We start from the raw sequence: 22648 nt of genomic DNA, 5'->3' as shown, positions 1-22648 counted from the left end.
TCCGGGCTAAAAATCTAACCCTGACTCTTCTCCGCTCTCTCACGAATATACTGCAAAGCAAACTCCAAGCGGCCTAGCGTTCGTTGCTTGCCTAATAACTCCAGCGTCATTGCAATCGCAGGAGACATACTGCTTCCAGTGACTGCTACTCGAAGTGGCTGCGCGATTTTGCCCATATTGATATCAAATTCCGCGCTCACATCATTAATACATTGCTGCAATTCTTCGCTTTCCCAATGATTAAGCTGTTGCAGCGCCCTATTTAAAGCCTCAAGGGGCTCGAGCACTACGGGTCTTAAATGTTTCTTGATCGCCTCGTCATCATATTGAATGGCATCTTCATAAAAATAACGGCTTCCTTCACATATTTCGACTAAAGACTTGTAACGCTCGGCTTGAATAGCCACTAATTCTGCGAGCTGTGGACCATTATTCACATTAAGTCCTTGATGATGAAAATGCCAACGCAGGGCTTCAGCAACCTCTTCTGGCGGATCGTTTTTCTGATAATGCTGGTTTAACCAATACAGTTTGTCATAGTTGAAGCTAGACACCCCACGACTCACGTTTTTTAAATCAAAGCTTTCAATCATTTCATCAAGACTAAAAATCTCTTGATCACCATGTGACCAACCTAAACGTACCAGATAATTTAGTAAGGCATGGGGCAGCACACCCAACTCCTTAAATTGCAACACAGAGACTGCACCATGCCGCTTGGATAATCGTTTACCATCATCACCAAGAATCATGGGTAAATGAGCAAAAACAGGTATCGGAGCATTTAAGGCGTTGAATAAATTAATTTGCCGAGGCGTGTTATTAATATGGTCATCCCCACGAATTACATGAGTAATTTCCATATCCCAATCATCAATCACCACAGCAAAATTGTAAGTAGGATGGCCATCAGAGCGAATTAAGATTAAATCATCTAACTCAGAGTTATCGACATTAATATTGCCATAAACCGCATCAGTAAAAGAAACGACGCCTATTTGCGGATTTTTAAAACGTACAACATGGGGCTCATTGCTAGCCGGTAGCTTTTTATCACGGCAGTGACCATCGTAACGGGGTTTTTCTTTTGCAGCGAGCTGTGATTCACGCAAAGCTTCTAAGCGTTCTTTGCTGCAAACGCAACGATAAGCCTGATCGTCGTCAAGTAACTGCTGAGCAATTTTTTGATATCGATCATAGCGTTTCGTTTGAAAATAAGGGCCCTCGTCATAATCAAGACCTAACCATTCCATCCCATCAAGAATCGCCTGTACCGATTCTTTTGTAGAACGCTCCTGATCCGTATCTTCAATCCGTAATACAAATTCCCCTTTATGATGCCTCGCATATAACCAAGAAAATAAAGCCGTGCGCACACCACCAACATGTAAATAACCAGTAGGACTTGGGGCAAACCGCGTTCTAACCACCATCAGATGCTCCGTTGTAAGCAATGAAATAATCGCGTTATAATAGCTGACTTTGCTAAGCAACTCAAAATAAACCAATGCATCCCCATTCAGCTTGCATTCATCGATAATAAATATGCTAGTCTAAGGTGATTCACGAAAGAGAAACCACAACCCCCATGAAAAGACTCGGCATCAAATATCAGCTGCGCATCACTACGCTAATACCAGTTTTCTTGGTCGCCTTACTTTTTGCTATCTTTTACAATGGCGAATTTAATAAAGATTTGAAACAACATATGTCTCGTTTAGGTGAGGCTTATATTCGTCAATTACTACCTGCAGCGCAATTTGCCATGCTACGTAATGATAGCCGTACCTTGCAGGGTTTAATCAATGCATCCACCGTTAACCCTGAAGTCAAAGCACTCGCTTTTTATAACGCCCAAGGGCAATTACTCGCTTATCGTGGCGGTAAACATTCTATTCATCAGCCCTTCAAACCACCGGAATTTACTGGTGACTATATTGAAAGCAAACAAATCAAACCTTACACGATTAATTTCATTGCCCCTATCACTATTCCTAAGTTCAATCTTTATTCGACAACCCCATTTAAAACCCTCACCAACCCCATCGCCTTGCAAGCAGACGATATTTTGGGCTGGCTATCTATTGATATCGATACTCAATCGATGCTGATTAAACAATATCGAATGTATATCATCACCATCTTTATTACTTTACTCGGCTTGTTAATGAGTCTAACGATTCATTATTTTTTATCCAAACGAATTTATCTACCTATTTCACGCTTGCGCCGCAGCATGAAGCAAATTTTGAGTAATGAATTCGAAACGCAGATTAACGTGAACAGTCCAGGCGAGTTAGGAATCATTGAGCGAGGTTGTGCGCATCTGCAAAAGCAATATTTAAGTACCGTGAACGATTTAAATCACCATATAGAGGTTGCTACCGGCGATTTACAACAAAGCTTAGAATTGTTGGAAGAAAAAAACATCGAACTGTCTTTGGAAAAGAAAAAAACTGAAGAGAAAAGTCGACAAAAATCAGAATTTATTGCCAATATGAGTCATGAAATTCGCACACCCATGAATGGAGTCATTGGATTTACTAACGTTCTGCTCGAATCCAAATTAGATAGTTTACAACTAGACTATGTCAAAACAATTAAATCATCCGCACAAGATTTACTTGCCATCATTAACGATATTCTTGATTACTCTAAAATGGACGCTGGGAAACTCCATTTAGATTGTATTCCTTTAGATCTTCGCTCTTGCATTGATGAAGTATTGGCGCTGGTTTCTCCTAATGTGCACAAAAAAGGGATTGATCTCATCCCGTCTACGGCAATCAATGTTCCCAAAACAGTGCTCGGCGATCCGCTGCGTATCAAACAAATTATCACTAATTTGATTAGCAACGCGGTTAAATTTACCGACCATGGCTACGTTTTGATTAGAACCACTATTGATCAGGAAAGCGAAAAAGATTACACCCTATGCATCTCAGTGACCGATACGGGGATTGGCATTTCCCAGGAAGATCAAACACGATTATTCAATGCCTTTAATCAAGCCGATACAACTATTACACGGCGCTTTGGTGGTTCTGGCTTAGGCTTGGTTATTTGTAAAAAATTAACTGAGGCCATGCAAGGAAAAATCACACTAACGAGTGAAGTGAACAAGGGCTCAACTTTTGCGGTACGCATCAAATTAGAAAAATTAGCTGCTTATGAGGTTGAAAAACACCAAAGCCAACGCTTCGATAATCTTAAAGTGCTTTGCTATGATGATAATCCTTTATATCTCGAAGCCATGTGTAATGGCCTAGGTTTTTGGGGCATTGAAACCGTTGCAATTAATACCTTTAATCAGTTGGAGACAGCTTTCGCCGAGCATAAAGATTGCACGCTCGCTTTTATTAATGTGAATGAAGGCTGTGAAAAGCAAGTTGCACAAGTATTACGTAAGCAAACTATTTCCAGTGTGCTCGTTTCTAAATGGCCCATTCATGATCCTCAAGCTTTAGGGGCTAGCGCTTTTTTATTCAAACCCATTAGTATTCAAAAATTACATGAAACGATTGAATCTTTGCTCAATCAACCGTCGCAAATTCCTTCCTCTGATCATGAACTGGACAAGCTTCGCTCTCAACTTCGCTTAGCCTATCCAGAACTATTAATCGCAGAAGATAATCCTGTCAATCGCATGCTGCTGAATTCATTATTGAATGAACATACTAGTATTGAAGCAGTTGATAATGGTGAGGAAGCCGTAAAAGCCTGTCAATCTAAGCGTTTTAATGTGATTTTATTAGATCTGCAAATGCCTAAACTGAATGGCCTCGATGCAGCACGTATGATTCGTCAAGAATCCATGTTAAATAAGCAAACGCCTATTGTTGTCATTAGTGCAAACAGCACGGATTTAAATAAGGAGCGTTTGCAAAAAGCAGGCGTGGATCTTTGCTTACAAAAACCAATTGACGAAAAACAATTGCTTAATTATTTGCTGGCGTTTTTAAAAAAATCGAAACCTGCCGCAATTGATTGGCAACTTTGTGTACAAAAAGTGTCAGGCAATCAGACCTTGGCTGAAGAGTTTCTTGCGCGTTTTGTCGATGAATTACATAAAAATCGCGAAGAGTTTTTGCAATTATTACACAACAAAGATATTAAAGGCTTGGAAGCAGCGGCTCACAAATTACATGGAGCCTGTTGTTTTTGTGGCGTACCTCATCTGCAGAGCAATGTGATACGCCTCGAGAAACTGGCCAAGCATGTCAAATCTATAGAAGAATTAAAATCAACCTTCGCCGAGCTTATTCAAAGCATTGATGAAGTCATTGATGAGTTTAATAACCTTTATCAAATTAGTTCCTCAGATTGAAGTCTCTTGAGTATAGATACACGCTCTGGCAAAATTTGCTTACCAAAAAATCCAAGATAGCTTGGATAGTTCACGGAGATCTTATGTCAATTAAAAATGCAATTTATGCGCAATCCGGCGGCGTTACTGCTGTTATTAATGCCTCTGCCTGTGGAGTGATTCAAACAGCTCGACAACATCCAGAAAAAATCGGAAAAGTCTATGCAGCCCAAAATGGCATCATTGGTGCCCTCAATGAACTATTAATCGATACCTCACTCGAGTCTGATGAGGATATTGCTAAACTTATGCACACCCCTTCCGGAGCCTTTGGCTCCTGCCGCTACAAACTAAAAGATGATGGCGCTGAATACGAGCGTTTAATTGAAGTGTTTAAAGCCCATAATATTGGATATTTCTTTTACAATGGCGGCGGTGATTCGCAAGATACTGCTCACAAAATTTCTAAATTAGGCAGCAACATGGGTTATCCCATCACCTGTATAGGCATACCCAAAACAGTCGATAACGATCTCCCTTTTACCGATACCTGCCCTGGCTTTGGTTCAGTCGCCAAATATGTCGCCATCTCCACTTTAGAAGCAGGTTTTGACGTCGCATCAATGGCAGCCTCTTCGACTAAAGTGTTTATACTTGAAGTCATGGGACGTCATGCAGGCTGGATTGCTGCTGCAAGCGGTTTAGCCGGCCAGAATTCAGAACAACCGCCGCATATTATTTTGTTTCCTGAAGTACCGTTCGCACAACAACGTTTTCTCGATAAAGTCAAAGCTTGTGTGCAAGGCTATGGCTATTGCGTAGTTGTAGTTTCTGAAGGGATCCGCAATGAAGAAGGGAAATTTCTCAGCGATGCTGGCTTACGCGATGCCTTTGGTCATGCCCAACTTGGTGGAGTAGCTCCTATTTTGGCTCAATTAGTAAAAACTGAATTAGGCTATAAATATCACTGGGCTGTCGCAGATTATCTGCAACGCGCCGCTCGGCATATCGCTTCACAAGTCGACGTTGAGCAGGCTTATGCTTTAGGTAAAGCTGCGGTTGAATTAGCGCTCAGTGGCCATAATGCGATTATGCCGATTGTTAAACGCGAACAAGATTCACCTTATCGTTGGTCTATCGCTCATGTTCCTCTAGCCGATGTAGCAAATCAAGAAAAAACAATGCCTAAAGAGTTTATTAGCGCTGATGGAATGGGCATTACAGAAGCTTGCCGCCGTTATCTGTCGCCACTGATTCAAGGTGAAGCCTATCCGCCTTATAATGATGGGTTGCCTATCTATGTACAACTTAAAAATAAATTGGTCGAGCAGAAACTTTAAAAAATGCTTGAGAACAATTGTCCCCTTTGAGCTCTGAGGTATTCCCACAAAATGAGTATCGAAGGAATATTTGTATTCATTTTATTCCGTTCAGCCTGAGGAGCACGCATGGCGTGCGTCTCGAAGGCTGTCCTGAGAGGGGCTCGAAGGGGCTTTGTCCTGAGGCTCTCGAAGGCCTGTCCTGAGGGACTCTCAAAGGGGGCCTTTTATGGCACTTCGAGACAGCGCTGCGCGCTTCCTCAGTGCGAACGGGATTAACAAAACGATCAATGAGCTAAATAGTCTATTTAATTTCGTGGGAATATCTCAGTTCGGACTCGACCCTTCGTGAGTCTCAGTCCGAACGGTTATTAACTAGCTTAGATTAAAGACCCAATCTACGGCTCAAGCGGAATTCGCCAGCGTCTAATGCACACCTATACTCTTACCTGGCTGAGGTACTTGATATTTATTTGCATTTCCGGAACCAGTTTCTAATTCTTTTATGACTTCCTCTACAGAACTAATAAAATGACGAGCCATCATGGAACTCATATTTTCTTTGACCACTATCCGCAGAGTCTCAACCATTTCTGCACCTTTTGGTAGAGTATAAGCAGGGACTATCCAACCATGTTCTCGTAGTTTGCCGGAAATGTTAAACACTGAATATTTTTTATTATTTTTGAGTGCAACACTGACAACCGGCGCCATACGCCGATGGCCTAGCAACTCAAATTTTCCGGTAGCAACTAGTCCCCTGGCGACTATGTCGCTCACTGCCAACATATTGCGAACAATTTTCCTGTATCCTCTTTTTCCAAGTCGGAGAAAATTATAGTACTGTGCAATAACCATCGAGCTGCTTCTCGAAAAATTAAGCGTATAAGTAGGCATTTGCCCGCCTAAATAATTCACATTAAAAACTAAATCTTCGGGTACATCTGCTTCATCCTTAAAAAGCAACCAACCTACGCTTGGGTAAACTAAACCGTATTTATGGCCAGAAAGATTAATTGATTTGACTTGCTCTAGACGAAAATCCCATTTAATAGTGTTTTCACTGAACATGGCAATAAATCCACCACTTGCTCCATCAACGTGTAAGGGCACATCCCAACCCTTTTCTTTTTTTATGTTTAAAAGCAAATCATTGATTTCTTCAATTTCGTCGTATTCACCAGTAAAAGTGGTCCCTAAAACGGCAGCAACACAAATTGTATTTTCATCAATAAGCGGTGCCACATCTTCAGCACTAATAATGTATTTATCTTTTTTAAGTGAAATTATACGAGGCTCGACGTCAAAATAACGAGCAAACTTGTCCCAGCAAACTTGCACATTCGCTCCCATAACAATGTTGGGCTTACTTGTATCGAGATGTTTTTTCTTACGCTTGTTACGCCAGCTAAATTTGTGCGCAAGACCTGCTAACATAATTGCTTCTGACGAGCCAACAGTGGACGTCCCCACATAGTTACAGTCAGATGGAACATTCATTAAATCAGCAAGAATATGCACGCAGCGTTGATGAATTTCCTGCACTCGCGGATATTCCTCATAGTTAATAAAGTTTTTATTGCTGCTTTGTTTAATTAAATCTTCAGCCTCAGGCTCCATCCAAGTGGTAACAAAACTTGCCAAATTTAAAATAGGCGTAGCTTCTAAGCTTAATTCATCTTGAATAAGCTGCTTAGCAACAATCGGCGACATGCCAACATCATTACAGGTCCCTAATGAGAAATCATCCAAATCATAGCGGCTTGCATAGACAGAAACTGCATAATTAGTATCTATTTTTTGGTTCTTTTTGACAATCATAATATCACTCCTTTTTGAGGTATCAACATAGCGAATCCACGCCATGTCATTTGCAGTCCATTACATCTATTTATGAAAGCAGCTAAACTCCTTGCCACATTTCTCCCTCTGTCTTTAAATTTATCAAAATAATAATGAGAATAGCGATAGCAAAAAAATTTAGATAAGCTCCATGAGCCAACTAAAAGGATAATTAACAGCATGATGACTGCATAGATAGAAATTTTAGTGGCCGGAACATTAATCTGTTGGGGGAAAGCTCCTTTCACTAAGCTAAAAAAAATAATTGCAGCACCCATGGGATTTACAATAGGAAAAAGTGCAGTAAAGGAAAAGAAAATGGCCTGTATAAACACCATGAGAAATAATTCCTTCTAATTGTATCTCTGTCCATAATTACGGTTTGCTAATTCCCAGATTAATCGGTCTTTGAGGACAGAGTCAAATAGTGTATTTATATACCCCTGAATTTGTCTTTAATCAGTTAAGGAATGGGCATGGCAAAAAAAATTATTGACCTCTCAATATATATAGAAAATGAGGTGAAATCAGATCCACCTGGTTATGAACCTGAAGTTCAATACTTAACTCATCAACAAACTTTAGGTGAGTTAATGCATTTCTTCCCTGGATTAACACCTGATGATTTACCCGATAATGAAGCCTGGGCTTACGAACGAATTAATTTAATTACCCACAATGGTACTCATTTAGATGCACCCTATCATTTTTCGACGGTGATGGATAAAGGCAAACGGGCAATCACTATCGATGAAATTCCTTTAGAATGGTGTTTTCAAGCAGGAGTAAAATTGGATTTTCGCCACTTACCCGATGGCCATGTTGTCACCACAAAAGAGGTGCAAGCTGAACTTGAGCGTATTCAATACAAATTAAATCCTCTAGATATCGTCTTAGTCAATACTCGTGCTGGCTCACGCTATGGCCACGATGATTATGTTAACGCAGGTTGTGGCATGGGACGTGAAGCCACTCTTTATTTGCTTAAACAAGGAGTCAAAATCACAGGCACAGATGGTTGGAGTTGGGATGCGCCCTTTTTTCATACCCGAGAAAAATATTTATCCACTCAGGATGCTTCTTTAATTTGGGAAGGTCACAAAGCAAGCCGCGAAATGAGTTACTGCCATTTAGAAAAGCTCCATAATTTAGAAAGTTTGCCAAACCATGGTTTCATGGTCAGTTGTTTCCCCGTTAAAATTAGAGCAGCTTCAGCAGGTTGGACACGTGCTGTTGCTATTTTGCAGGATTAGGTTACCCATTTTGTCATTCCTGCGAGGCAGATTACATAGTTGATGTTGGGGTCTTGGCCAGTCAGAATAACAGTAGTCTGGCTACTGTTGCTAAGAGGATTATCTGACTCCGTTCGGGCTAAGGAGACCGTCTCGAAGCCTTGCTAATCCTAATGTGAGACTTCGAGACGGCGCAAGCGCCTCCTCAGTCCGAACTGAGGTATCCCCACGAAATGAAGATTTAAGGAATTTGTATTCATTTTATTCCGTTCAGGCTGAGGAGCACGCATCGCGTGCGTCTCGAAGGCTTGGCTCTCGAAGGGCCTGTCCTGAGGCTCTCGAAGGAGATTTTTTGCGACACTTCGAGACAGCGCTACGCGCTTCCTCAGTGTGAACGGTATAAAACGAGCAATGAACTAACAGTCTATTTAATTTCGTGGGGATACCTCAGAGCCCAACCGGTTGATTGTAAAACTAAAAGATCGAATTATAAGCTAAACAGAGCGTAGCTTGACGACTATGGGCCAGATCCCTTCCGAGGTTAGAGAGGATAAAACACCCGAGTTGCCCTTTGCTAGATTTAAGGCTAAATTGTCTGTCCATTGATTTCAATTAGGGATAAATTGTGCAAAAAGATCAACAAAGATTATTAATTCTTTCAAGCTTGGGTGGTATTTTAGAGTTTTACGATTTCATTATCTTTGCTTTATTTGCCAGTTATATTTCTAATGCCTTTTTTCCGGCAACCGATGAACTCATTGGCTTACTCATTACTTTTGCAACTTTTGCTATTGGTTATTTAGTTAGGCCCTTAGGCGGCATTATTTTTGGACATTTTGGAGACAAAATTGGTCGAAAAACGACCTTTACTATTTCTATTCTCATGATGGCTATCGCTACTTTAGGTATTGGTCTCACTCCTAGCTATTTGACAATTGGTATTCTAGCGCCGCTTGTCGTAATTAGCTTTCGTATTATACAAGGCATTTCGATTGGTGGAGAAATACCCGGGGCAATCACTTATGTTACCGAGTCACTGACTGAACACAAAGGCTTAGCATGTGGGATTATTTTTTGCGCTTTACTCTTTGGCATCGTGCTAGGCTCGCTCGTTTATGCAGCAATTTCGACTCTGCTTTCTGAGGCACAAATGCAAGCTTATGGTTGGAGAATTCCTTTTATCATCGGCGGAATTTTTGGGCTGCTCAGCTATCTCGTACGCAAAGAATTGCACGAATCATCTCAATTCTTAGCTATCGAAAATTCCATTGAGAAATTTCCAATTGTTACAGTTTTCAAACAGCAATGCAGCTCCGTCATCGCAGGAGGATTCATTGTGGCTCTTTGTGCGGCCATTGTGACTGGTCTATTCTTGTTCACTCCTGCGTATTTTACCAAGGTTTTACATCTACCCTCTAATGCCTACGTCTGGGAGCGCACAGCCGCAATTGCCTGTGGCGCATTCTTAAGTGTTTTTTTTGGTTATTTGAGTGATCAATATAATCTAAAAAAACTCGCCACCATGCTGACCTGTTTAACCGCGGCTCTCGCCTACCCTATCTTTGCTATCTATGTCTATTTCCCTCATCTCTATTATCTAGCGTTTATTGCGAGTTCAATTTTACTGGGGCTATCTGCCGGTATAATTCCACGCCTACTTAGCGAATTATTCCCTACAAAAATTCGTTATAGCGGTATTGCAGTCAGTTATAATTTAGGTTTCGCAATCTTCGGCGGCTTGACACCTTTTGTGTCACTATCATTAATTTATTATACCGGCTGGATAACCACTCCTGCACTTTATTTGGTTATCGTTTCATTATTAGCCGTTTCCTCTCTATTATTTCTTAGTCGGAAACACCAAATGTTCAATTACTAAAATAATTATTATATAGATTAATATAAGTCCCGTCGGATTCCATAAGCTTAATCTGTTCATTAATTCGATTAAGCAAAAGCGCTTGCTCTGGTAGAGCCATAATTGCCATGCCAGAGCCTACAGGTACAGTATCCCCTAAACTGGTGAATTCACCCGAGCTGTAAGATACCCAATAATCTCGTGCAAAGCTGTCTAGAAAAACCGCGGAAATTTCCCCTTTTTCTAAGGCATCCATAAGATGAATCGGTCCTTGATAAGAAACCACTTGATATTGTGAACCAAACTGTTCCGTTAAGAATTGCTCATAATCCGACCCTTCGACAACACCAATTTTCTTTCCAGCTAAATCCTTAATTGAAGTGAATAATTGATTTTTTAAAACGATAAAGGTGCCATTGCTAACAATGTAAGGAAGACTGAAAATATATTTAATACTGCGTGTCTCAGAAATGGTAAACCCTCCAATAGCTACATCGACTTGTCGTTGATTTAAGGCATTATAGAGCATAGGTTTTTCCATTGGATAAAATTTACAATCCTCGTTAATTCGCCGGCAAATAATCCGCATCAGATCCATATCGAAACCTTCGGTATCACTTATTTCAAAAGGAGGATTGAAAGCCGGTGTGCCTATTTTTATAGTGGCATAGGAAGTGGCAGAGCCTAAGGGCGAGAGAAGAATTACAATTAATAACCAATATCTCATGGTATTCATTCTTGATTGCTTGACGTCCTTTTTTAATTTTAGATCATATTGATAAACCATTACAAAAATAGATTCAATCTAGTTACGAAATAAAACAGACAGTGATACTATCGGCAGGGCTACGAATTTTAGATTCAGGGATGGAGTATAAAATTATGGATAAAGGTATTAATAAGATCATATTACTTATCGCCACTATCGCCGGATTTAGCGGCTTTCTTTTTGGTTTTGATTCCAGCGTTGTTGCCAATATTCAAGATCAAGTCATGCAGCAACTTTCCCTGACTACTTGGCAATGGTCTAAAGTCGTCAGCTTTAGTTTACTAGGCGCGGTTTTAGGTATCCCCTTAAGCGGCCTCATAGCCGATCGCTTGAGTAGACGCTCCTTATTGAAGATAGTAGCCATCGGCTTTATTTTAGGCACTGCTCTCTGTGTTCAAGCCAACAATTTAACCAGTTTACTCAGCGGCAGATTTCTTATCGGCATCTGTATCGGTGTTGGTTCTTATATCGCTCCCTTGTTTATTGCTGAAATTGCTCCGCCCCAAAAACGCGGCGCTTTAATACTGATCAACGGATTAGCCATTACTTTTGGTCAAGCGGTTGCTTATTTGGTCGGTTATTTTTTTCACGATATTTCTCCTTCAAGTTGGCGCTTAATTGTAGGAATGGGTATCTTCCCGGCCCTGGCTTTATTTATCGGGATGTTTTTTGTACCTCATGCCCCTGGTTGGCTAATCAAACATTATGGCAAAGAAAAAACATTGACCACTTTGAGAAAAATTCGCTCGAAATCTGTTGATGTTCATAATGAATTGAATGAACTTCTAGCTTCCGTCCAACATAATCCTTTCAGCAATAAAAAACTCCTGCTAAAACCCATGATTCTTTCTGTTTTGCTAGTAGGAATCAGTCTAGGCATCTTTCAACAATTTTCAGGTATTAATGCTATTTTATATTACGGCCCGGTCATCTTCGAATCTGCCGGATTTTTCCCCGTCCACAATGCTATTCTTGCTACTTTTTGGATTGGTTTACTTAATTTCTTATTCACTGCCGTTACCTTTATCTGCGTTGATAAACTGGGACGTAGAGCGCTTTTATTAGGCGGAACCTTGATGGCGGCACTGAGTTTATTGATTGTTAGCCTATTATTTCAACTGCATCTACCCTTCCAGCGCTTTGCTGTCCTCATTGGCCTGTCCTTTTTTGTTATCGGTTATTGCGTCAGCGTAGGTTCTTTGTTTTGGGTATTAATCTCGGAAATTTTCCCCTTACAAATTCGCGGCATGGCGATGAGTATTGCGACCGTTGTGCAATGGGGCGCAAACTTTTTTGTCTCTATTTCTTTTCTGCAAATTTATCAAAATTATGGAGAAACATTGACCTTTTCTCTTTTTGCTTTGATTTGCTTACTCGCCTTTTTATTTACCTATTATTTTGTCCCTGAAACAACCGGCGTTTCATTGGAACAAATTGAGAAAAATTTAGCTGCCGGGAATAAAATTCGTGATCTTGGTCAAGTCCTTCCTCAACGAAAATTATTCAGCTTTCAATTTGGCCGCTGGACTAATCAGTCAGCAACTCATTTCGATTAAAACGAATAAGGATTTTTAAAATGAATAAAAAATGCAAAATTGGAATTATTGGTGCCGGACGAATCGGTAAATTGCATGCAGCAAATATTAAATATCGATTACCTCAATTTGAGATTGCGGCCATCGCCGATCCTAATTTAGATGAAACCTGGGCAAAATCGCTTGATATTCCCAGCATCAGCTCCTGTGCCGACGAACTTATTTTTCGTAAAGACCTTGACGCGATTTTATTAGCTTCACCATCCGGTCTTCATTGCGCCCAAATCAAAGCAGCCTCCAATGCGGGCAAAGCGATTTTCTGTGAAAAACCGATAGGTCTTTCAGATGAAGAAATTCGCTCTGCTCTCGAAGTAGTTGAGGGCAATAAAACGCTATTACAACTCGGCTTTAATCGCCGCTTTGATCCTAGTTTTGCAAACCTAGAAAAGAAATTAAAATCAGGGGCTATCGGCAATCCGCAATTACTGCGTATTACTTCGAGAGATCCTGTTTGTCCCAGCAAAGAATACTGCGCAACTTCAGGCGGCATGTTTATGGACATGACGATTCATGATTTCGATATGGCACGCTTTTTAATGGCCTCCGAAGTGGTGGAAGTATATGCCATGGGGGCTATTTTAATTAATCCTGATTTCGAAGCTTATAACGATATTGACACTGCTACTATTCAATTGCGCTTCGCTAATGGTGCTTTGGGTGTTATCGATAACAGCCGTCAGGCCGTTTATGGTTATGATCAACGTATCGAAGCCTTTGGTAGCCAGGGAATGTTATTCGCTGATAATCAACTCAATAATTCGGTGAAACTCTATTCGGCTCAGCAATCGTATTTTGCTAACCCACTTTACTTTTTCCTAGAACGCTATGAACAAGCTTTTCTTGCCGAATTAACTGCTTTTTATGAATCTTGGACCAAGAAAGCACCAAGTGCTGTTTCTGGTTTTGATGGCTTACAGGCGCATTTAATTGCTAAGGCTGCGAAGCAATCTTTAGAAAGCAACCGCCCTGTTTCTTTAGAGGTTTAATCATGAATAACAATGCTTTTCCCTATGCCAGCGATCGCCCTATTGATTTAATTTGCATGGGGCGGGTTGCTGTTGATCTTTATGCCGAACAAATCGGCAGTGAATTAGCTGAGGCAACGAGCTTTCGGAAATACTTAGGCGGCTGCGCGGGTAATATTGCAGTGGGTGCCGCCCGCTTGGGGTTGCAAGCGCTGATGTTTTCCTGTGTAGGCAAAGATGATATGGGCATTTTCATCAAGAAAACGCTAGTTCAAGAGAAAGTTAAGATCGATCTACTCTATGAAACTGATCAACATTTAACGGGTCTCGTTCTCCTGGGAATTAAACCGCCTAAGGATTTCCCATTAATGTTTTACCGAAATAATTGTGCCGATATGCAGTTAAAACCAGAGCAGGCAAAAACAGCAATTATCCAACAAGCAAAAGCCCTTCTTATTACTGGCACCGGGCTATCAACTGAAGCTATGCTTGCCACAACCTTACATGTTTTAGAGCTTGCTAAAAAATCAGAAACCAAGATCATCTTTGATTTAGATTTTCGCCCTGTTTTATGGGGATTAACGGCAATTGGTAACGGTGAAACCCGATATTTACCAAGCGCCCATGTGAGTGAAATTTATCAGCAAATTTTACCTTATTGCGACCTCATTGTGGGGACTGAAGAAGAAATGTGCATCGCCAGCGGCGTTGAAGACCAAAGCCAGGCACTGAAAATTATTCATTCTCACAGCATGGCCCCGGTTGTCGTCAAATTGGGTGAACGCGGTTGCCAAGTGCATTTTCAGAAAGAAACCCACCCTTTCCAATCCAAACCTTTTCCTGTTGAAGTGCTCAATATTCTCGGCGCTGGGGATGCTTTTATGGCCGGCTTGCTGCGCGGACTATTATCAGGAAGCGATTGGCAAACCGCTACCAATTATGCCAATGCCTGCGGCGCTTTGGTCGTCACCCGCCATGGCTGCTCTCCGGCGATTCCTTATTGGAATGAGTTGAACTATTTTATGCAAGAGTACGAATACAATCCACTGGTTTGGAAATCGGAATACCTTGCCCAACTTCACCAGCAAAATACTCACACTTCCCAACCCATGCTTATCAAAAATCCTTGGGGATTTAAAGATGGAATCAATGCCATCGTGAAAATAGATGAAGCCCAACCTAATGCTTTAATGAATTTTTATTCCCTTAAATTACGTCAGGGCGAGCGTTTTTCTTTTAATAAGGAATTTGAGTTTGCTGCTCTTTTAATGACTGGACGCGTTCATTTTCATTATGAGAAAAAGACAGTGCGCGCCGAGCGCAGTGATTATTTTTCGCAAACTCCCTCTGTCCTCCATTGCCCTAGCGGGATAGAAGCCAGTGTTGAAGCCTTAACCGATTGCGAAGTTATGTTGATTGAAACAGAAAATGAACGTGATTTCCTACCTCTATTTTTTGATCAACACAACAGTGTGGAACTGGATCATCGCGGCAAAGGTCTCCTTGAAAACACTTCTTATCGCATAGTTCGTACGGTGTTTGATAAACGAAATCGTCCCGAATCTAATCTTGTGTTGGGAGAAATTATTAGTTTGCAGGGCCATTGGTCTAGTTATCCTTCTCATTACCATGGACAACCTGAAATTTATCATTATCGCTTTTCTGAACCTCAAGGTTATGCCTTTGGCGAAAATGGGCCGGAGGCCTTGCGTATAGAACATTACGATACTTATCAAATCATCGAGGGGCAAACTCATGCTCATTGTACTGCCCCGGGCTATGCGCTCTATACCCTGTGGTTTATTCGTCATACTGATGATCCTTATCATACACCAACCTTCGAGTCCCAACATGAATGGACCCGTGACTTGTCTGCCAACAAGCGTGTCTGGCAATTAAGAGAATAAGAGGAGCAAGAACGATGAAAAAGATACGTTTAACAATGGCGCAAGCCTTGGTTCGTTTTTTAGCGAATCAATATATCAGCTTAGACCAGCAAGAACAGCGCTTCGTGCAAGGCGTATTTGGTATTTTTGGTCACGGAAATGTGACTGGAATAGGCGAAGCCTTGGAATATGATTCTCAGGGCCTTATGTTCTATCAAGGCCATAATGAACAAGGTATGGCTCACGCAGCAACCGCTTTCGCCAAGCAAAAAGACAGATTAGCTGTCTTTGCTTGTACCTCTTCTATTGGTCCAGGGGCGACCAACATGGTGACTGCTGCAGCAACGGCAACCACTAATCGTCTTCCCTTATTATTACTCCCAGGCGATATTTTTAGCTGCCGTCAACCCGACCCAGTATTGCAGCAACTTGAAGTGCCCCATGACTATACTATTTCAGTGAATGATTGCTTTAAACCAGTTAGTAAATATTGGGATCGCATTTCCCGTCCCGAACAATTAATGACAGCCTGTATGAATGCCATGCGAGTGCTGACTGATCCTGCAGAAACGGGTGCTGTCACTTTATGTTTACCGCAAGATGTGCAAACCGAGTGCTACGATTATCCCAGCGAATTCTTTGCCAAACGGGTATGGATTATTGAACGTGAAACCGTCAATGAACAAGCTATTGAGCGAGCCGCACTCTTATTAAAAAAAGCAAAAACACCCCTCATTATTGCAGGGGGTGGTGTTCATTATTCTCAAGCAACGGCCAGCTTAACTGCCTTTGCGGAAAAACATGGTATCCCCGTTTCTGAAACTCAGGCAGGTAAAAGCGCTCTAGCTGCCGAGCACCCTTTGAACGTCGGTGGCATTGGGGTTACAGGCTCGGAAGCATCTAATAAAATTGCGGCTCAGGCAGATGTTATCCTAGTTGTAGGTTCGCGTTTGCAAGACTTTACCACCTCATCAAAATGGGGTTTTAAACATGAAAATTGCCAACTGATCAACCTCAACATTAGTCGCTTCGACGCCATTAAAATGAATAGTCTTAGCCTCAAAGGCGATGCGAAATCAGGGCTTGAGCAACTGTCAACCAAACTCGGGACCTATAAAACCTCGACCAATTATCAGCAATTGATTAGAGAATATTCTCAAGCTTGGCATAAAGAAGTTAATCGGGTTTATGCTCTCCCTGCCAGTGAACAACAGGGCTTATACCAAACCGCCCTTTTAGGAATCTTAAATCAAACAACGACCAAAGAAGATGTGATTATTGGTGCTGCGGGTAGCTTACCCGGCGATTTACACCGCTTGTGGCGTTCAAAAGCTCCTAAAGATTATCATTTGGAATATGCCTATTCCTGCATGGGTTATGAAATTGCAGCAGCCTTGGGAGTCCGTTTAGCTAAAGCGAATAGTCCTGGAGAAGTTTATGCCTTAGTTGGCGACGGAAGCTTTATTATGCTGCACTCTGAATTATTAACAAGCATCCAAGAGCACAAAAAAATTACTATTATTGTTTTTGATAACCATGGCTATCAATGTATCCGCAACTTACAAGAAGCGAATGGTAGTCAAGGCTTTGGTAATGAGTTTCGCTATCGTCATCAACCGAGTAATCAATTGCGAGGCGAGTATCTAGCAATTGATTTTTGCCAATACGCAGCGTCCTTAGGTGCAAAAACCTTTCATGCAAAATCCTATGCCGATTTTTCTACCGTTCTTGTTGCTGCGAAAAAAGAAACAACAAGCTGTGTCATTGTTCTACCTGTTTTGCCTAAAACAATGTCGAATGGCTATGAAACCTGGTGGCGCGTGGACGTAGCGGAAACTTCTCAATCAAAAGAAGTGGAATTGGCGTATCAAAAAATGCGGGCTCAGCTTGAAACAGTGAAAGACTATTAATAATTAAGGATCTAGAATGACAATTAAACTTGGCATTGCTCCTATTAATTGGTGCAATGATGACGACCCGCGCTTAGGTGAGCACATTAGTTTTGAGCAATGCATCAGAGAGATGGCGCAATCAGGCTATGTAGGCACTGAGTTAGGAAACAAATATCCGCGCAATGCACCCATTTTAAAACAATCTTTAGCACAGCATGGGCTTGAATTAGCAAGCTCTTGGTTCAGCACCTACTTCACTGAAGCGAATAAATACCAAGAAACTTTAGGGCGCTTTTTGGATCAATTAAGTTTTATTCGCGCCTCAGGAGCAAACTTTTTAAATGTTTGTGAATGCGGCCACGCCATTCAAGGCACTACCCTGCCTATCCTTGGCAACTCTAAACCCGTTTTTAACAGTCAACAGTGGGATGATCTAATCCAAGGCTTACATAGCTTGGGAAGAATTGCCCACGATTTTCAGGTGAAACTTGTTTACCATTATCATGCTGGCACCGGTGTATTTACCGAAGCAGAAATTGATTACCTCATGCAACATACCAGTCCAGAACTCATTTCTTTGTTATTGGACACAGGCCATGCGGCCTTAGCTGGAATTGATTCTATCAATCTCATAAAAAAATATGGCCCTCGTATTCGCTATGTTCATCTGAAAGATATTCGTCAATCGATACTAAACACCGTTTTACCCCAACAAATTAATTTCATGGACGCCGTCCGTGCTGGTCTTTTTACAGTACCCGGTGATGGTGATATTGATTTTATTTCAATCCTGAAAGCCTTTGAGCAAATGGATTATCAAGGATGGATGATTGTGGAAGCAGAACAAGATCCAGCCAAAGCTTCACCATTAGAATATGCGAAAAAGGCGCGTGACTATTTAAGTGAAGTGCTTTTTTAATAGCTTGCTTTAATTAAAGGAACTTGTTGGGCCAAGGCCCAACATCACTACGCTATTTTAGAGTACAACGCCACCGCGTTGCCTTCTGTATCTAAAATAACAGCTCTGTGTCCATAAGGCCCTATCTGTTCTTTTTCCTTGAGAACTGTGCCGCCAAGTTTTTTGGTTTCTTCTATCGCCTGATCCAATTTTCCTTCCACATTGAGGTAAACCAGTGGCCCATTTTCTGAAGGTTTTCTATCGTTCATGACAACCAAACATCCAGAAACATTGTCTTGTATATGAGGCAGCAATCCAAATACAAATCCATGCTCAGAAATTTTTTGCACGGGCTCATCTAAAATGGCTGAGTAAAAATCGATTGCTCTATCCAGTTCGGCAACAGGAATATCTATCCAGCAAAAAGTATTTTTGACGTCCATCATTTTCTCTCATAGGCGTGATTAAAAAACGATTCTAACATAGGGAAATTTAAAATGCGCTTTGTACTTTCTGATGCTTTGACCTCATTTATAAGCACGGAGCATTTTTATTGCTCACAAAATAATCCTAAAAAGCAGAATTCATATATAATTCTAAGTAACACGATGTAATCTTGGGTGAAAAATGGGAAAAACTGGGCCAGCTTCCACCGGTAATGCTACAGAAAAAAAACCACTTGGTATTGATTTACCTAACACTGAGGAAGAGCTTTTCCTGCTAAACAACTATCCATTGCTCGATATCAATACAGGAATCAACAATAGCGGTGATCAATCTATTTTACGCGAATTGCTTAATATGATGGTCAAGCAAGAACTACCCTTAGAATTGCAGAAAATACAACTTGCTTATGACAAGCTTGATTGGGATCAAATTGAAAAGCTGGCGCATAAATTGAAAAGCGGTGCCTTATATTGCGGTACCGTGAGACTTAAATTTGCTTGTCAGTACCTAGAGCGTTATCGCAAAGCAGGCTATAGTGAATTACTCGATAAACTATATTTGCAGTTAATTTCTGTGGCGAATGAAACTGAAAAATCCATCAACCACTGGATCTTTAGCAATTAAACTTTCTGAAGCTCCATTGCCGTGCGTTGTAACACAACATTAAATTGCGCCTTCAAATAGGCGATATCCGCCTTTGCTACATCATAGGCAGTATAAATACCGTGCTCGACAAGTTTTTTATGCCAACGGTGGCCTACCCCCCCAAACAGTACCGACATCAATACGTTAATTTACCCAACATTCCTTAGCCCATAAACTCATCCTTCACCGATATCACATCCAATTGCTGGGAACGACAATCATAAGTCACCGGCTGCAATAAATTTTGATGCAACAAATCATGATAGTACTTGTAAGCCTGTTTAAGTTTTATAAACTGCTCTTGGCTAAGAATTTTTTCACTGAACAATTTCTGCAATAAACTCAGTGTATTTGTATAGCGGAGAAAACTCTGTTTAGGGTTGGCAAGCACCAAAAACTGCACTAGAAATTCCAGATCCACAAGACCTCCAGGCGCATACTTCACTTGCTCGGTATACCTATGCTGAGTGATTTTTGCCCTCATTGCTAACACTTCATCGCGAAGTATCGTTTTAACTCTCGGCAACAATAAAACATCCGACTTCAATTGCTTAAAGCGCTGATGAAGGTATTTATTCGCTGAGATCACCCGCGCACGCAATAAGGCTTGATGTTCCCAAGTCCAGGCTTGAGTCCGTTGGTATTCAGTAAAAGCATCAATATGACTCACTAACAAACCCGCAGCGCCTGAAGGCCGCAAACGGGTATCCACGGAATATAAAATTCCAGCTTGTGAACGAGTCGTTAGCATATGGATCATTTTTTGCGTCAAGCGAGTGATTAACCCCTCTTCTTCCTGATCTGCGGTATGAACAAAAACCAGATCAAGATCGGAATTATAATTCATTTCTCGACTGCCTAATTTGCCATAAGCAATGATCGCAAAATGGGATTTAATTTGCATAATCTGGGGATAGCGATGCGCCAATTGCTGACAAGCGAGCTCTAACACTTTCCCCACAATCACTTCTGCAACATCGGCTAAAAAACGGCCTATACGCACCGCATCATATTGGCCATGCATCTCAGCTCTAGCCACCGAGAGCCAATTGTTTAATTTAAATTGACGCAAGATTTCATCTTGCATTTCACTTTCGTCACAAAAAGCCAGTTGAGTTTTTAAGGTTTGCTCAAGTTGCTGACGCGAAGGAAGCCGCCAATTTTCTTCCTGATCCAACAAAATTTCTAACAAAAAAGGCTGAGCCACCAACAAAGAACTAATAAAAGGACTATGCACAAACCAATGCAACAACTCTTTTAAAACTTGAGGATTTTCAGTGAGTAAGGCTAAATAAGCGCTGCGCCCAACAATATTTTCTAATAAATGCAAAACCTGAGATAAAACTGTGTCGGTTTCCACCACTTGCGTTAATTCGCTGAGCAAAAGCACCATAAAACGATCAAGCCGCATACGCGCTGCCTGCGATAAACGCCGACAGCGCGGCGCATGACGAAAAGTATAGAGCATTTGATAGCAACGCTCAGCCTGATGAAATTTCAAACTTTTCAACAAATTAATAGCCATGGTAGTTTCAACATGCCCCTGCCATAAGCTCGATAATTGATTAGCAATAAGGCGATTTTCATCTTCATAAAAATCCACTTTTCGTAAAACAGAGCGAAAAAGAACGCTAACAATACGTTGAAATTGCTGCAATCTCGCCAATAATTCCTCCCAATTGCCATAGCCCATGGCTAAAGCAATCTGCGCTTGTTTTGCTTCTTCTTTGGGCAAAGAATGGGTTTGCTGATCATTTTGGCTTTGCAGCGCGTTTTCTAGTTTTCTCAAAAAGAGATAGGCTTGTTTTAAAGCAGCGGTACGCATTAACAAGTGCCCCTCTCTCATTGCATTCAGAGCGGCCATTGCATTTTGCTGTCTTATATGAGGTAAACGCCCTCCCCGAATCAGTTGGATATTTTGAATAATAAATTCGATTTCGCGAATGCCGCCAAGTCCTCGTTTGATGTCATCGAGCATCGGATTAAGTTGCACTTCACGCTCAATCATTGCTTTCATGCTGCGCAACGATTCAATCACACTGAAATCAACATAGCGCCGGTAGACAAAGGGAGTAATCAGTCGATGAAACCAATGCGTGGGTGCCGACACATTTTCGCCAATGAGGCGGGCCTTTACCATTGCATAGCGCTCCCAATCGCGACCTTGCTCTTGATAATAGGTTTCCATCGCCGCCAAACTGCAGACTAAAGCGCCGCTATCCCCATTAGGACGCAGCCGTAAATCAACACGGAAAACAAAACCATCTTCAGTAACCTGCTGCAAAAGTTGGATGAACGCTTGTACCACTTTGCTGTAATATTGTTGGTTAGATAATTGTTCTTGGCCGTTAGTATAACCTGCAGCGGAAAAAGCAAAAATTAAGTCGATATCCGAAGAAAAATTGAGCTCTTTGCCCCCCAATTTTCCCATCGCAAGCGTATACAGTTTGCTGGGCTTTCCGGTTTCATCACAGGGCTGCCCATAACGGTTCATCAATTGTCGCTGACAAAATTCAAGGGCGCTTAAAATAACCGCATCTGCACAAGCAGACCAAGCGGCCATTGTTTCTTCGATATCCGCAAAGCCCCCCAATTCGCGCAGCATTAAACGCAAAAAATGGCGATGGCGAAAACGCCGAAGAGCAGGATTGAAATAAGCGGAATGATTGGAAAGTTGTTTTAGTAACTCACAATAATCCGCGTAGTGCAGAGGAGACAAACAATCATCCTCAGCCAGCAATTGTTTTAAGTTCTCCAGATGACGACAAGCATAATCACTAACCAATAGCAAAGTTTGCAGAGCGATCTTAAGAGGATGCTCTAATTCTGCAAATTGTTTCTGATAAATAGCTATCCTCGATTCTAAAAGGACTGGAACCTTAATCTGCTGTTGCATGGGATATTTAATTAAAAGGGGATTCATTTAGCCTATCTAAGCTTCTTGAGTTAATCAATGATTAGACGGGATTAGTTCTACCCATGCTGTCTACTCGG

The 22648-nt window shown here is 41.4% G+C and carries 17 protein-coding genes; 10 read left to right on the top strand and 7 right to left on the bottom strand.

Annotation, left to right across the window (positions count from 1 at the left end):
- Positions 1-14: 14 nt before the first annotated feature.
- Entirely contained in the window at positions 15-1433 is a 1419-nt protein-coding gene (gene gltX, locus Lnau_RS03610; RefSeq protein WP_058504806.1) for a glutamate--tRNA ligase, read from the bottom strand.
- 155 nt (positions 1434-1588) lie between these two features.
- Between gltX and letS the strand changes: the two genes are divergently transcribed.
- Together letS and Lnau_RS03600 are read left to right on the top strand one after the other, a co-directional pair.
- Positions 1589-4327, top strand: a complete 2739-nt coding sequence (letS, locus tag Lnau_RS03605) for a two-component system sensor histidine kinase LetS (RefSeq protein WP_058503787.1) — start codon at positions 1589-1591, stop codon at positions 4325-4327.
- 83 nt (positions 4328-4410) lie between these two features.
- Positions 4411-5646 carry a 6-phosphofructokinase gene (locus Lnau_RS03600; RefSeq protein ID WP_058503786.1) on the top strand — a complete coding sequence of 412 codons (1236 nt, stop codon included), beginning with the start codon at positions 4411-4413 and terminating at the stop codon, positions 5644-5646.
- A gap of 405 nt (positions 5647-6051) precedes the next feature.
- Here Lnau_RS03600 and gad read toward each other — a convergent pair whose 3' ends face one another.
- Both gad and Lnau_RS03590 read right to left on the bottom strand, forming a co-directional pair.
- Positions 6052-7446 (bottom strand): glutamate decarboxylase, encoded by a 1395-nt coding sequence (gad, locus tag Lnau_RS03595; RefSeq protein WP_058503785.1) that lies wholly within the window; start codon positions 7444-7446, stop codon positions 6052-6054.
- Complete coding sequence (locus Lnau_RS03590) at positions 7443-7805, bottom strand: MarC family protein (protein WP_058503784.1); 363 nt, start codon at positions 7803-7805, stop codon at positions 7443-7445. Before Lnau_RS03590 ends, gad begins: the two co-directional genes overlap by 4 nt.
- Positions 7806-7943: 138 nt before the next feature.
- On the opposite strand from Lnau_RS03590, the gene Lnau_RS03585 reads away from it, so the two are divergent.
- Together Lnau_RS03585 and Lnau_RS03580 are read left to right on the top strand one after the other, a co-directional pair.
- On the top strand, positions 7944-8720 hold the full coding sequence (locus Lnau_RS03585; RefSeq protein ID WP_058503783.1) for a cyclase family protein: 777 nt from the start codon (positions 7944-7946) through the stop codon (positions 8718-8720).
- 604 nt (positions 8721-9324) lie between these two features.
- Positions 9325-10578, top strand: coding sequence for an MFS transporter (locus Lnau_RS03580; RefSeq protein WP_058503782.1), 1254 nt, complete (start codon positions 9325-9327; stop codon positions 10576-10578).
- Here the strand turns inward: Lnau_RS03580 and Lnau_RS03575 are convergent.
- Complete coding sequence (locus tag Lnau_RS03575) at positions 10568-11293, bottom strand: transporter substrate-binding domain-containing protein (RefSeq protein ID WP_058503781.1); 726 nt, start codon at positions 11291-11293, stop codon at positions 10568-10570. The genes Lnau_RS03580 and Lnau_RS03575 overlap by 11 nt on opposite strands.
- A gap of 146 nt (positions 11294-11439) precedes the next feature.
- Between Lnau_RS03575 and Lnau_RS03570 the strand changes: the two genes are divergently transcribed.
- From Lnau_RS03570 to iolE, 5 genes are read left to right on the top strand one after another with little or no spacing between them, the layout of a single operon-like run.
- Positions 11440-12882, top strand: a complete 1443-nt coding sequence (locus Lnau_RS03570; RefSeq protein ID WP_058503780.1) for a sugar porter family MFS transporter — start codon at positions 11440-11442, stop codon at positions 12880-12882.
- Positions 12883-12902: 20 nt separating this feature from the next.
- On the top strand, positions 12903-13907 hold the full coding sequence (gene iolG / locus Lnau_RS03565; protein ID WP_058503779.1) for an inositol 2-dehydrogenase: 1005 nt from the start codon (positions 12903-12905) through the stop codon (positions 13905-13907).
- Between the two features lie 2 nt (positions 13908-13909).
- Positions 13910-15793, top strand: coding sequence for a 5-dehydro-2-deoxygluconokinase (gene iolC, locus Lnau_RS03560; protein WP_058503778.1), 1884 nt, complete (start codon positions 13910-13912; stop codon positions 15791-15793).
- Positions 15794-15807: 14 nt separating this feature from the next.
- Positions 15808-17682, top strand: a complete 1875-nt coding sequence (gene iolD, locus Lnau_RS03555) for a 3D-(3,5/4)-trihydroxycyclohexane-1,2-dione acylhydrolase (decyclizing) (protein ID WP_058503777.1) — start codon at positions 15808-15810, stop codon at positions 17680-17682.
- Positions 17683-17698: 16 nt separating this feature from the next.
- Complete coding sequence (iolE, locus tag Lnau_RS03550) at positions 17699-18583, top strand: myo-inosose-2 dehydratase (RefSeq protein WP_058503776.1); 885 nt, start codon at positions 17699-17701, stop codon at positions 18581-18583.
- 47 nt (positions 18584-18630) lie between these two features.
- Here iolE and Lnau_RS03545 read toward each other — a convergent pair whose 3' ends face one another.
- On the bottom strand, positions 18631-19008 hold the full coding sequence (locus tag Lnau_RS03545) for a VOC family protein (protein ID WP_065240237.1): 378 nt from the start codon (positions 19006-19008) through the stop codon (positions 18631-18633).
- Positions 19009-19189: 181 nt separating this feature from the next.
- On the opposite strand from Lnau_RS03545, the gene Lnau_RS03540 reads away from it, so the two are divergent.
- Positions 19190-19633 carry an Hpt domain-containing protein gene (locus tag Lnau_RS03540; protein WP_058503775.1) on the top strand — a complete coding sequence of 148 codons (444 nt, stop codon included), beginning with the start codon at positions 19190-19192 and terminating at the stop codon, positions 19631-19633.
- Here the strand turns inward: Lnau_RS03540 and Lnau_RS16335 are convergent.
- The gene (locus tag Lnau_RS16335; RefSeq protein WP_157070621.1) at positions 19630-19791 is read right to left on the bottom strand and encodes a hypothetical protein; all 162 of its coding nucleotides are present in this window, start codon (positions 19789-19791) and stop codon (positions 19630-19632) included. The genes Lnau_RS03540 and Lnau_RS16335 overlap by 4 nt on opposite strands.
- Positions 19792-19817: 26 nt before the next feature.
- Positions 19818-22550, bottom strand: a complete 2733-nt coding sequence (gene glnE, locus Lnau_RS03535) for a bifunctional [glutamate--ammonia ligase]-adenylyl-L-tyrosine phosphorylase/[glutamate--ammonia-ligase] adenylyltransferase (protein ID WP_058504804.1) — start codon at positions 22548-22550, stop codon at positions 19818-19820.
- Positions 22551-22648: the final 98 nt, after the last annotated feature.

The organism is Legionella nautarum, from assembly GCF_001467895.1.
GTDB classification, from domain to species: Bacteria; Pseudomonadota; Gammaproteobacteria; order Legionellales; family Legionellaceae; genus Tatlockia; species Tatlockia nautarum.
Note: the sequence above shows the minus strand (reverse complement) of the source record. Positions and strands in the feature narration are given on the sequence as shown.